Genomic DNA, 12,926 nt, shown 5'->3' on the forward strand with positions numbered 1-12,926 from the left:
GGGAACGCGGCATGGAGGGCACGGAGCCGGAGGAACGGGCGCTCGGCGAGCGGGAGAGCACCGCACCCGCGCCCGGGGGGAAGCCCGGCAGCCCCTGGGTCCGCCGGGCCCGGCGCGCCGCCCTCGTGGTCGCACTCCTCCTGGTCGTCCCCCTGCTCGCCGCCGGGACCGCCCTGCGGGTGAACTACATGGGGGACCCGGCGGAGGGGACGTACACCCGCGACCGGGACGCCATGTGGCTCGGGCACGCCTGGGTGGACGGACGCAAGAAGGACGCCGACGTCACCGCCCTCGCCCGCCGCCTGAAGGACACCGGCATCCGCGACCTCTACGTCCACTCCGGCCCGCTGGAACACGACGGCACCCTGCCGAAGTCGGCCTACCCCAGGGCCCGCTGGCTGATCGACGCGGTGCACCGTGAGCTGCCGGGCGTCCGTGTCCAGGCCTTCCTCGGCGACGTCCTCGCCAACGAGGGCCCCGAGGGCCTGCACCTGGACCGCGCCGCCACCCGCGCCGAGGTCGTCCGCAGCGCCGGCCAGGTCCTGGACACCGGCTACGACGGCGTCCACCTCGACCTGGAGCCCTTGCACTCAGGTGACCGGGACTACCTCTCCCTCCTGGACGACCTGCGCGCCCTCACCCGTGCGAAGGACGCCCACCTGTCCGTGGCCGCCCACCAGATCGACCCGCTCCCGGCCCTCCACTCCGTCGCCGGCCTCTTCGCCGACCACCCCAAGTGGTGGTCGCAGGAGTTCTTCGGCCAGGTCGCCCGGCGCGTCGACCAGATCGCCGTGATGTCGTACGACACCGCGCAGCCCCTGGAGGGCACCTACGGCGGCTACGTGGCCCTGCAGACCTCCCTCGCCCTGGAGGTCACCCCGCCCACCACGCACCTGCTGATGGGGCTGCCCTTCTACCACGAGAGCAACCCCAGCCACTGGGGTCACGCCGAGACCGTCGCCGCCGCCGTCCGCGGCGCCCGCCTCGGCCTCTCCCGGACGGACGCCGACCGCGAGCTCTTCGGCGTCGCACCGTACATCGACTTCACGGCGACGGAGACCAACTGGCGGGAGTACCGCGACGGCTGGCTGCGCCCTACCGCCTCCTGATCTTCGAGCCCAGCCACACCAGCGGGTCGTACGTGCGGTCCACCGCCCGTTCCTTCATCGGGATCAGCGCGTTGTCCGTGATCCTGATGCCCTCGGGGCAGACCTCCGTACAGCACTTGGTGATGTTGCAGTAGCCGAGGCCGTGTTCCTCCTGGGCCGTGCGCTTGCGGTCCAGGCCGGTCTCCTCGGCCGCGTCCAGCGGGTGCATGTCGAGTTCCGCGATCCGCATCAGGAAGCGCGGCCCGGCGAACGCCGGCTTGTTCTCCTCGTGGTCACGGACCACGTGGCAGACGTCCTGACACAGGAAGCACTCGATGCACTTGCGGAACTCCTGCGGCCGCTCCACGTCCTCCTGCATCATCCGGTACTCGCCCGGAGCGAGCCCCTCCGGCGCCACGAAGGACGGGACCTGCCGGGCCTTGGTGTGGTTGAAGCCGACGTCCGTCACCAGGTCCCGGATCACCGGGAAGGCCCGCAGCGGGGTCACGGTGACGGTCTCGTCCCGCCCGAACACCGACATCCGGGTCATGCACAGCAGCCGGGGACGCCCGTTGATCTCCGCCGAGCACGAACCGCACTTGCCGGCCTTGCAGTTCCAGCGCACGGCGAGGTCGGGGGCCTGGGTGGCCTGGAGGCGGTGGATGATGTCGAGGACCACCTCGCCGTCGTTCACCTCGACCGCGAAGTCCTCCAGGCCGCCGCCCTCGACGTCCCCCCGCCACACCTTGAAGCGGGCCTCGTAGCTGCTCACTCGTAGAGCTCCTCTTCGGCCAGGTACTTGACCAGCTCCTCCTTCTCGAAGAGGGCGAGCAGGTCGGGACGGATGGGGTCGGTCCTCTCGCGGGTGAGGGCGATCTGCCCGCGCACCGCGTCGGTGCCCGCGAGACCGCCCGTCGGGTCGGTGAGCGCGCACAGCAGATTGACGTTGCGCCAGGACCGGTCCATGGCGGAGTGGTCCTCGCGGGTGTGCCCGCCGCGCGACTCGGTGCGCTCCAGCGCCGCCCGGGCCACGCACTCGCTGACCAGCAGCATGTTCCTGAGGTCGAGGGCCAGGTGCCAGCCCGGGTTGAACTGGCGGTGCCCCTCGACTCCGGCCCGGCGGGCCCGCAGGCGCAGCTCGGCCAGCTTCTCCAGGGCCCGCTCCATCTCGTGCCGGCGGCGGATGATGCCGACCAGGTCGTGCATCGCCTGCTGGAGTTCCTGGTGCAGCGTGTACGGGTTCTCCGGTGGCCCGTCGGCGCCTTCCCCGCTCTCCGCGGAGAACGGGCGCAGGGCCTCCGCGGCGGCCGCGTCGACCTGTACGTCGTCCACGCGGGGCCGTCCGGCCCCCTGGGCGCCCGCGTACTCGGCCGCGTGCCGGCCGGCCCGGCGCCCGAACACCAGCAGGTCGGACAGCGAGTTGCCGCCGAGCCGGTTGGAGCCGTGCATCCCGCCGGCCACCTCACCGGCCGCGAACAGCCCCGGCACCCCGCGCGCCGCCGCCGAGTCGGAGTCGACGGCGATGCCGCCCATCACGTAGTGACAGGTCGGCCCGACCTCCATCGCCTCCGCCGTGATGTCGACGTCCGCCAGCTCCTTGAACTGGTGGTACATCGACGGCAGCCGCCGCTTGATCACCTCGGCCGGCATCCGTGTGGACACGTCCAGGAACACCCCGCCGTGCGGGGAGCCGCGGCCCGCCTTCACCTCGGCGTTGATCGCGCGGGCGACCTCGTCGCGGGGGAGCAGCTCGGGCGGGCGCCGGTTGTGGTCCGGGTCGTCGTACCAGCGGTCGCCCTCCTCCTCCGACTCGGCGTACTTCTCCTTGAAGACGTCCGGGACGTAGTCGAACATGAACCGCCTGCCCTCGGAGTTGCGCAGCACCCCGCCGTCCCCGCGTACCGACTCGGTGACGAGGATGCCCTTCACCGACGGCGGCCAGACCATCCCGGTCGGATGGAACTGCACGAACTCCATGTTCAGCAGCGGGGCCCCGGCCAGCAGCGCCAGCGCGTGCCCGTCGCCCGTGTACTCCCAGGAGTTCGACGTCACCTTGAACGACTTGCCGATGCCGCCGGTCGCGATCACCACGGCGGGCGCCTCGAGGACGAAGAAGCGCCCCGACTCCCGCTCGTAGCCGAAGACCCCGCTGACCCTCCCCCGGCCTTCGGCCGGAGGGACCCCCGTCTCGCTTCGCTCGCCGTCCTTCAGCACCCGGGTGACCGTGCACTCCTGGAAGACCTTCAGCCGCGACTCGTGGTCGCCGGTCTCCCGGAAGTCCTCCTGCTGGAGTGAGACGATCTTCTGCTGGAGGGTGCGGATCAGTTCGAGACCCGTGCGGTCGCCCACATGCGCCAGGCGCGGGTACTCGTGGCCGCCGAAGTTGCGCTGCGAGATCCGGCCGTCCTTCGTCCGGTCGAACAGCGCGCCCCACGTCTCCAGCTCCCACACCCGCTGCGGTGCCTCCCGGGCGTGCAGCTCGGCCATCCGCCACTGGTTGAGGAACTTGCCGCCGCGCATGGTGTCGCGGAAGTGGACCTGCCAGTTGTCCCCCGCGTTCACGTTGCCCATCGCCGCCGCGATGCCGCCCTCGGCCATCACGGTGTGTGCCTTGCCGAACAGCGACTTGCAGATCACGGCCGTACGGGCGCCCCGCTCGCGGGCCTCGATCGCGGCGCGCAGACCGGCGCCGCCGGCCCCGACCACGACGGCGTCCCACTCCTGTCGGTCGACCACGGACATAGGTAAGGCCCCCAGCTAGAAGAAGCGCGGATCGTCGAAGACACCGGACGCGACGAGGTAGACGTAGAGGTCGGCGAGCGCCACGCTCAGCAGGGACGCCCAGGCGAGCTGCATGTGCCGGGCGTTCAGCCGGCCCACCCACTGCCACATCCGGTAGCGCACGGGATGCCGGGAGAAGTGCTTCAGCTTCCCGCCGACGATGTGCCGGCAGGAGTGGCAGGAGAGCGTGTACGCCCAGATCAGCACGATGTTGACCAGGAACACCAGGGTGCCGAGACCCATGTGGCCCCAGTCGTAGTGCTCGTCACGGAAGGCGAGCACCGTGTCGTAGGTCAGGATGCCGGCGACCGGGACCGCCGCGTAGAAGAAGTACCGGTGGACGTTCTGCAGGATCAGCGGGAAGCGGGTCTCCCCGGTGTACCTGGCGTGCGGTTCGGCCACCGCGCACGCCGGCGGGGACGCCCAGAAGCCCCGGTAGTAGGCCTTGCGGTAGTAGTAGCAGGTCAGCCGGAAGCCGAGCGGGAAGATCAGAATGATGATCGCCGGCGAGACGCCCCACCAGCTTCCGAACAGCTCCCAGTTCGGCCCGCCCCTCATCGGTTCGCAGTTCTCCGCCAGACAGGGCGAGTAGAACGGCGAGACGTACGGCGCCGCGTAGTAGTCGGCGTTGGCGAAGGCCCGCCAGGTCGAGTAGACGACGAAGGCGAGCAGTCCGGCCGCGGTGGCGGCCGGGGCCAGCCACCAGCGGTCGGTCCGCAGGTGCCGGGCGGCGATGGCGGCGCGCGTACCGGTTCTCACGCCGCCGCTCGGGTGATGGGGTTCTGTGGCAGGAGGTTCCGTGCCAGTGGCCACTTGTCCACTCCGGTAGGGGTCGGGGGCGCCGCGATCGGCGGGTGGTCAGGGGGCGTGCCGGTTGCGGGCGCCCAGACCCTCGTCGTCCGTGTCCACCCACAGCGAGGGGTCGTACGGCGTGTCGGAGATGGTCACGAGGTCGGGGCGCTTCGGCGGGGCCGCGGTGGCGGCCGTCTCCCGCAGCAGCGCCACGCTCTCGCGCAGGTGGTTGGTGTCGGCGCGGACGCGGCGCATCTCCAGGCCGCCGCTGCCCAGCTGCTTCTCCAGGCGCCCCACCGACCTGATCAGGTCGTCGAGACAGCGCTGGACGGATGCCAGTTCGTCGTGCACGGACATGACGTGACCTCACTTCCACGGGTCCCTCGGGCCCAAGGCGGCAACGCTCATGCGCCTGAGAGTGTTGCGCGTCACACCTTGCGCTGTGAAGGGATGTGCATCGATTGGCCGAGGCGTACGGGTGCATCGGACCGTGCGTTGCGCCGCACGGGTGGGCTTGCCGCCCGTGGCCGCCGTGTCGCCCCGCCTTGCCGAACCCTTTCCTCTTCAGTGGGCCGCATACATCGGATGAACTCCAAATACCACCAAAAGTGATCGTAACGCCCGCGGCTTCCCGGAGGTACCCAGAGATGTCCCACGACGGCGTCGGTCCGCGCGCGGCTCTGCGCTCGGTCGCCCTCCTCACCGCCGGCATGCTCGCGGTGCCCGCGCTGGCCGGATGCGGTTCCGACGACGACCCCGCGGGCGAGCCGCTCGCCGGAGCGGACATCGGGCGCGCCGAACGGGCCGGGATCACCGACGGGGGCACGCTGCGCTGGGCCGTGGACACCGTCCCGGACACCCTGAACACCTTCCAGGCGGACGCCGACACCACCACGTCCCGGATCGCCCAGGCCGTCCTGCCGTCGATGTACCGGATGGACGGCCGGGGGCGGGCGGTGCGCAACCCCGACTACCTGGAATCCGCCGAGGTCGTCGACACCGAACCCCGGCAGGTGGTCCTCTACAAGCTCAACCAGCAGGCCGTCTGGAGCGACGGCCGCGAGATCGGCGCCGCCGACTTCGCCGCCCAGTGGCGCGCCCTGTCCGGCAAGGACACCGCCTACTGGACGGCCCGCAACGCGGGCTACGACCGCATCGAGAAGATCGAGCGGGGCGAGAACGACCTCGAGGTCAAGGTCACCTTCCGGCGCCCCTACGCCGACTGGCGGTCGCTGTTCACCCCGCTCTACCCCAAGGAGGTCATGGGCACGCCCGACTCCTTCAACGACGGGGCGCGCAGGAAGCTGAAGGTCACCGCCGGCCCCTTCACGGTGCAGAAGGTCGACACCGAGGAGGACGAGGTCACCCTCACCCGGAACGCGCGATGGTGGGGCGATCCGGCGAAGCTTTCGCGGATCGTGCTGCGCGCCGTGCCCCGCGACAAGCGGATCTCCGCGCTGAGCGCCGGCACCGTCGACCTGGCCGAGATCGACCCCGCCGCCGCCCGCCGGATCACCGTCGCCGCGCTCCCGCAGAACGAGAACAGCCCGCTCATGGGCCCCGGCGCCGACCGGTCCGCGGCGGACGCGCTGCGCTCCTGGGCGGTCGCCAACGGCTCCGACGAGGACGCCGCCGACGAGGAGCTCTCCGCCCGCAGGAAGCTGCGCAAGAAGGCCGCGAAGTACGCCCGCCAGCAGAAGGCACTCACCGGCTTCGAGGTGCGCACGTCACTCGAGCCCGCCTACACCCAGCTCGCCCTCAACGGCGCCGACGGCCCCCTCGCCGACGAGCGGGTCCGCCGCGCCGTGGCCCGCGCCCTGGACCGCGAGGACATCGCCGGGGCCGTCCTGAAGCCGCTGGGCCTGCCCGCCGAGCCCGTCGGCAGCCACCTCGCGCTGGCCGGCCAGGCCGCCTACGCCGACAGCAGCGGCGCCCTCGGCGAGCAGGACGCCAAGGAGGCCCGTGCCCTGCTCGCGGACGCCGGCTGGGTGCCGGGCGGCCCGGTGAAGGAGGAGAAGAAGAAGGACGAGGGTGAGGAGGCGGCCGGCGCGGAGGGCGAGGAGGCCGGCTCCGGGGAGGGCTCCGGAAGCGGGTCGGAGGGCGACGACGGCACGTACATCGTCGGTGAGGACGACGAGAAGGACGGGGACGGCGGCGACACGGGCGCCGGGAGCGGCGACGACAAGGCCCCGCGCGACTCCGGCACCGGCGCCCAGCGCCTGCCGCAGGGGAGCGCGCCCGGTGCCTACGCCCCCGAGGGCACCGCCGCCCCGGCCCGCGCGGGGAACGCGCCGGTGGCCAAGGACGGCAAGGCGCTCACCCTCCGGTTCGTCCTGCCCTCCGGGCCGGGCTCGGACACGCTGGCCACCGTGGCCGGCCGGATCTCGGTGATGCTGGAGCGGATCGGCATCCGTACGGACGTCTCCCGGGTGGACGACGAGAGCTACTTCAAGGACCACATCGCCTCCGGCGAGTACGATCTCGCCCTCTACTCGTGGCCCGCGACCGCCTTCCCCGCCACCGACGCCCGCCCCGTCTACTCCAAGCCCGTCCCGGCCGCCGACGGCTCCCTGAACGTGGAGCAGAACTACACCCGCGTCGGCACCGACCAGGTCGACCAGCTCTTCGACCAGGCCATCGGCACCCTGGACGACGCCGAGCGGCACGCCCTGATCCGCAAGGCCGACTCCCGCATCTGGGCGGCGGCCGGCTCGATCCCCCTCTACCAGCGCCCCCAGCTCACCGCGGTCCGCAAGAACCTGGCCAACGCCGGCGCCTTCGGGTTCCGCACACCGGTGTACGAGGACATGGGCTTCCTGAAGAAGTCCGCCCAGGGACCGTCGGGCACACCGGGCGCAAGGAGCTCCGGGACGCCGTCGGGGGACTGACGCCCGGACACGCACGTCGAGCGGCCCGCCCCGGACGGGGCGGGCCGCTCGACGTGTCGTGCCGGCCGGGATCAGCCGTGCTTGGCGCGGCTCGCGGCGCGGGCGCGCTCGCGGGCGTCCAGGTTCACCTTGCGGATGCGGACCGCTTCCGGGGTGACCTCCACGCACTCGTCGTCACGGCAGAACTCCAGGGACTGCTCCAGCGACAGCTTGCGCGGGGGCACGATCGACTCGGTCACATCGGCCGTGGAGGACCGCATGTTCGTGAGCTTCTTCTCCTTGGTGATGTTGACGTCCATGTCGTCGGCGCGGGAGTTCTCTCCGACGATCATGCCCTCGTACACCTCGGTGCCGGGCTCGACGAACAGCACGCCGCGCTCCTGGAGGTTGGTCATCGCGAACGCGGTGACGGCACCGGAGCGGTCGGCGACCAGGGAACCGTTGTTACGGGTCGTGAGCGTCCCGAACCAGGGCTCGTGCCCCTCGTGGATGGAGTGGGCGATGCCCGTGCCGCGGGTCTGGGTCAGGAACTCCGTGCGGAAGCCGATCAGACCGCGCGAGGGCACCACGAACTCCATGCGCACCCAGCCGGAGCCGTGGTTGGACATGTTGTCCATGCGGCCCTTGCGGACGCCCATGAGCTGCGTGACCGCGCCCATGTGCTCCTCGGGCACGTCGATGGTCATGCGCTCGACCGGCTCGTAGGTCTTGCCCTCGACCTCCTTGGTGACGACCTGGGGCTTGCCGACGGTGAGCTCGTAGCCCTCCCGGCGCATGGTCTCCACCAGGATGGCCAGGGCCAGCTCGCCGCGGCCCTGCACCTCCCAGGCGTCGGGGCGGTCGGTGTCCAGGACACGGAGCGAGACGTTGCCGATCAGCTCGCGGTCCAGGCGGTCCTTGACCTGGCGGGCGGTGACCTTGCGGTCCTTGACGGCCGCCTTGTTGTCCGCGCCCTTGCCGGTGGCACCGCGGCCGACCAGCGGGGAGGTGTTGGTGCCGATGGTCATGGAGATCGCGGGCTCGTCCACCGTGATCAACGGCAGCGGGACCGGGTTCTCCTGGTCGGCCAGGGTCTCGCCGATCATGATGTCCGGGATGCCGGCGACGGCGCAGATGTCACCGGGGCCGGCCTTCTCGGCGGGCTTGCGGGTGAGCGCCTCGGTCATCATCAGCTCGGAGATGCGCACGTTGCTGACGGAGCCGTCGCGCTTCAGCCAGGCGACCGTCTGCCCCTTCTTCAGCTCGCCCTGGTGGACGCGCAGCAGGGCGATGCGGCCGAGGAAGTTGTCGGCGTCGAGGTTGGTGACGTGCGCCTGGAGCGGGGCGGCCTCGTCGTAGGTGGGGGCCGGGATGTGCTCCAGGATCGTGGAGAAGAACGGCTCCAGCGAGTCGGAGTCGCCCGGGACCGTGCCGTCCTCCGGCTTGGTCAGGGAGGCGACGCCGTCCCTGCCGCAGGCGTAGACGATCGGGAACTCGATCTGCTCCTCGTCGGCGTCCAGGTCGAGGAAGAGGTCGTAGGTCTCGTTGACGACCTCGTCGATCCGGGCGTCCGGACGGTCGGTCTTGTTGATGCAGAGGATGATCGGCAGCCGCTGCTGCAGCGCCTTGCGCAGCACGAAGCGGGTCTGCGGCAGCGGGCCCTCGGAGGCGTCCACCAGCAGCACCACGCCGTCGACCATCGACAGACCGCGCTCGACCTCGCCGCCGAAGTCGGCGTGGCCGGGGGTGTCGATGATGTTGATGGTGATGGGCTCCCCGCCGTCCTTGGGGTGGTACTTCACCGCCGTGTTCTTGGCGAGGATCGTGATGCCCTTCTCACGCTCCAGGTCGTTCGAGTCCATCATGCGGTCGTCGACCTGGTCGAGCTGGTGGGCGGCGAAGGCGCCGGCCTGCTTGAGCATGCCGTCGACGATGGTGGTCTTGCCGTGGTCGACGTGAGCGACGATGGCGACGTTGCGGATGTCGTGGCGCGTGGCCATAAAAGGCGTATCTCCCGGAGTGCTGAGGAATGCCCTGCACGAGCGTCTGTGGTGTGCGGGCCCTGCCGGGCTGACACACGCCACGGCCTCACCCCATGGTACGGGCCCGTCGCGCGGTCCGCCGTCGCGAGCTCTCGGGCCCCAGGAGCCTCCCGGGGAGCGGAAAGTTTCGTTCGGATATCGGTGTGTGCTCAAACACGTTTCGGACAAGTAAACAAAAAGGTGCACCTAAATGCCCGAATTGCCGGTTTGCCTATGGGGGTGTCAAGCGCGCGTAGGTGTCAATCTTTGCAATTTTTGCTCAAAATATGGACGGTAGGGAGATCCCTATGTCTTCCGCCCTTGACGCGCGTTGACGGTCTTGGCGAAAGTTCCCCCAAACCACAGAACCTGCCGGTATCTGTGCTGCGCTCAACTCTCCAACCCCCCGGGGGACGAACACGATGACCAGTCCAATCAAGGCCGAGGACTCCGGGTCCGCGGCTGTCTTGGACCCTGAGCTCGCAGCGACCACCGATGAAGCGGTCGCCAAGGGCGAGAAGCAGCCCGAGGGTCGTTCCCCCGGCCAGTTGATGTGGCAGCGCTTCAAGCGCGACCGTACCGGGGTCGTCTCCGCGTGCGTAGTGATTTTCTTCTTCGTGGTCGCCGCTTGTGCCCCGCTCATCGCGAAGCTGTACGGGAAGAACCCCTACACGCTGTACGCCCAGGAGCCGGACTATCCCTTCCTCCTGGACGACTTCGCCATGCCGACCGGTTCCTTCGGCGGCATGTCGGGCGAGTTCTGGTTCGGTGTGGAGCCGAAGCTGGGTCGTGACGTGTTCACGATGCTGCTGTACGGCATGCGGACCTCGCTGTACATGGCCGTGGTCGTCACCACGCTGTGTGTGGTGACGGGCGTGGTCATCGGCATGGTGATGGGCTACTTCGGCGGCCGGGTGGACTACTGGATGGGTCGGGTCACGGACTTCTTCCTGGCCTTCCCGCAGCAGCTGTTCTTCATCGCCTTCATGCCCGTCGTGACCGCCATGTTCGTCTCTCCCGCGGACGAGACCCCCACCTATCTGCGGGCCGTGGCGATCATCCTGGTGATGTGGTTCCTCGGCTGGATGGGCCTGGCCCGTCTGGTGCGCAGTTCCGTACTGTCGCTGGCGGACAGGGAGTTCGTGGAGGCGGCCAAGGTGTCCGGTGCTTCTCCCTGGCGCATCGTGCGCAAGGAGATCCTGCCGAACATCGTCACCCCGATCCTGGTGCAGGCCACCTACATCCTCCCGAGCACGATCCTCACCATCGCCTTCCTCTCGTTCATCGGCGTCGGCTTCGTCGAGCCGACCCCCGACTGGGGCCGGATGTTCGCCGTCGGCGCCGACGTGTACGAGCAGGACCCGATGTTCATGTTCTTCCCGGGCGTGGCGCTGGTGACCTTCGTTCTCGCCTTCAACCTTCTCGGAGACTCCGTCCGGGACGCATTCGACCCCAAGACCGGACGCTAACCGTCCATTGGTGGTGGGGGAGCTGCCGCCCCCGTGCCGGGTGACCGGACCGTCAGGCAGCACTCGTGGACAACTAACGACAGGTAGGTGCATCGGCATCATGAAGCCCATCAGAACGCGCACCGCGCGCGCTATCGCCGTGGCCATCGTGGCCGGCTCGCTGGCACTGACCGGCTGCTCGGGCGACAACGGCGGCGGCAGCAAGGGCAAGGACGACTCCAAGCAGCAGAAGGACGCCGCCGAGCAGCAGGACCCTGTCGCCTACGGTGACGCCGCCGCCTCCACCGGCCCGGCCGAGGAGGTCTCCGGAGCCAAGTCCGGCGGTTTCATCAACGTCTACATGCAGTCCGACCTGTCCCACATGGACCCGGGTCAGATCTACGTCAGCGACGCCGGCCAGTTCGCCAACCTGGTCCACCGCGGCCTGACGAACTACCAGGAGGACGACAAGGGCAACCTGACGGTCGTCGGTGACATCGCCACCGACTCCGGCAAGTCCTCCGACGGCGGCAAGACCTGGACGTACACGCTCAAGGACGGCGTCAAGGACGAGGACGGCAACGCCATCACGTCCGCCGACGTCCGCCACACCATCGAGCGCCAGTACTCGAAGGTCATCTTCGACGGCCCGACCTACATCCAGTCCTGGCTGTCGGGCAACGACTACCGCAAGGCGCTGCCGGACGGCCCCTACAAGGGCAAGCACCTGCCGGACTCCGTGCTGGAGACCCCGGACGACAAGACGGTCGTCTTCCACTTCGACAAGCCGCGTCCGGACCTCCCGCAGGCCCTGGCCATGGCCGGCTACGCCATCGTGCCCGAGAAGCAGGACACGAAGGAGAAGTACGACGACGCCCCGGCGGCGCTCGGCCCCTACAAGATCGCCGAGTACAAGGCCGGCAAGTCGCTGAAGCTGGTCAAGAACGACCAGTGGGACCCGAAGACGGACTCGGTGCGCCACCAGTACGTCGACGGTTACAACTTCACCTCGACGATCGACCAGCCCAGCCAGACCAAGCGTCTGATCGCCGACCAGGGCGAGGCCAAGAACGCCATCCAGTTCACGGACTCGGTCGACCCGGCGCAGCTGTCCACGGTCATCAGCAACGCGGACGCCAAGAAGCGCACCATCCAGGGCTACCAGCCCTACGTGTGGCAGCTCACCTTCAACCTCGACCGCGTCAAGGACAAGAAGATCCGCGACGCGATCACCTACGCCATCCCGAACCAGTCCATGGTCCAGGCGGACGGTGGCCGCTACGGCGGCGAGGTCGCCGGCGGTCTGCTCGCCCCGACCCTGCCGAACTTCGACCCCGAGTACGACCCGTTCGGCAAGCTGAAGAAGCCCAACGGCGACATCGAGAAGGCCAAGCAGCTGCTGAAGGAGGCGGGTGTCAAGGAGGGCACGAAGCTCACCTACGCCTACTCCAACACCCCGCGTGGCCAGGCCCAGCAGGTCATCATCAAGGACGCCCTGGGCAAGATCGGTCTCGACGTCCAGGCCAAGGAGATCGACCGGGCCAGCTTCTACGAGCAGGTCGGCAAGCTGGACAACCCGTACGACATCTACATGACCGGCTGGGGCCAGGACTGGTCCTCGCCGTCCACGGTCATCACCCCGGTCTACGACGGTGAGCTCGTCGCCGACGGTGCGTCGAACTACTCGCACATCAACGACAAGCAGGTCAACGACCTGATCAAGAAGGCCTCGGCGCAGGAGCCGGAGGAGGCCGCCAAGACCTGGGAGCAGGCTCACCGCCGCATCGTGGAGGAGATCAACCCGGCTGCCCCGGTCTACTACTCGAAGCAGATCCAGCTCTTTGGATCGAACGTCGGTGGCGCCAAGTACAGCACCGAGTCGAGCTACATCGACATCAACGACCTGTACCTGAAGAAGCCGTAACCGTC

9 protein-coding genes are annotated in these 12,926 nt (G+C 69.4%); 4 read left to right on the top strand and 5 right to left on the bottom strand.

All coding sequences use genetic code 11. The features are described from left to right. Window positions 1-11: 11 nt before the first annotated feature. Window positions 12-1,109: a glycoside hydrolase family 18 protein gene (locus tag BU52_RS26215; RefSeq protein ID WP_051858610.1), complete on the top strand. Its 1,098-nt coding sequence runs from the start codon at window positions 12-14 to the stop codon at window positions 1,107-1,109. Here the strand turns inward: BU52_RS26215 and BU52_RS26220 are convergent. The 4 genes from BU52_RS26220 to BU52_RS26235 are packed head-to-tail and all read right to left on the bottom strand — an operon-like array spanning window position 1,096 to window position 5,018. Then, window positions 1,096-1,860 carry a succinate dehydrogenase/fumarate reductase iron-sulfur subunit gene (locus BU52_RS26220; protein WP_037938757.1) on the bottom strand — a complete coding sequence of 255 codons (765 nt, stop codon included), beginning with the start codon at window positions 1,858-1,860 and terminating at the stop codon, window positions 1,096-1,098. The genes BU52_RS26215 and BU52_RS26220 overlap by 14 nt on opposite strands. Next, entirely contained in the window at window positions 1,857-3,830 is a 1,974-nt protein-coding gene (locus BU52_RS26225; RefSeq protein WP_037938760.1) for a fumarate reductase/succinate dehydrogenase flavoprotein subunit, read from the bottom strand. Before BU52_RS26225 ends, BU52_RS26220 begins: the two co-directional genes overlap by 4 nt. A 15-nt stretch (window positions 3,831-3,845) precedes the next feature. After that, entirely contained in the window at window positions 3,846-4,682 is an 837-nt protein-coding gene (locus BU52_RS26230; RefSeq protein WP_037938765.1) for a hypothetical protein, read from the bottom strand. Between the two features lie 45 nt (window positions 4,683-4,727). After that, on the bottom strand, window positions 4,728-5,018 hold the full coding sequence (locus tag BU52_RS26235; RefSeq protein WP_037938766.1) for a hypothetical protein: 291 nt from the start codon (window positions 5,016-5,018) through the stop codon (window positions 4,728-4,730). Window positions 5,019-5,308: 290 nt separating this feature from the next. On the opposite strand from BU52_RS26235, the gene BU52_RS26240 reads away from it, so the two are divergent. Further along, on the top strand, window positions 5,309-7,549 hold the full coding sequence (locus BU52_RS26240) for an ABC transporter family substrate-binding protein (RefSeq protein WP_037938767.1): 2,241 nt from the start codon (window positions 5,309-5,311) through the stop codon (window positions 7,547-7,549). Between the two features lie 71 nt (window positions 7,550-7,620). Here BU52_RS26240 and typA read toward each other — a convergent pair whose 3' ends face one another. After that, a complete protein-coding gene (gene typA / locus BU52_RS26245; RefSeq protein ID WP_037938768.1) occupies window positions 7,621-9,528 on the bottom strand; it encodes a translational GTPase TypA in 1,908 nt (635 codons plus the stop codon). A 443-nt stretch (window positions 9,529-9,971) separates the two neighbouring features. Here typA and BU52_RS26250 point away from each other — a divergent pair, with 443 nt between their 5' ends. Continuing rightward, window positions 9,972-11,018 carry an ABC transporter permease gene (locus tag BU52_RS26250; protein ID WP_037938771.1) on the top strand — a complete coding sequence of 349 codons (1,047 nt, stop codon included), beginning with the start codon at window positions 9,972-9,974 and terminating at the stop codon, window positions 11,016-11,018. Between the two features lie 100 nt (window positions 11,019-11,118). After that, window positions 11,119-12,921: an ABC transporter substrate-binding protein gene (locus tag BU52_RS26255; protein ID WP_037938774.1), complete on the top strand. Its 1,803-nt coding sequence runs from the start codon at window positions 11,119-11,121 to the stop codon at window positions 12,919-12,921. Window positions 12,922-12,926: the final 5 nt, after the last annotated feature.

Origin of the sequence: Streptomyces toyocaensis, assembly GCF_000725125.1 — a bacterium.
In the GTDB taxonomy this organism is placed as follows: domain Bacteria; phylum Actinomycetota; class Actinomycetes; order Streptomycetales; family Streptomycetaceae; genus Streptomyces; species Streptomyces toyocaensis.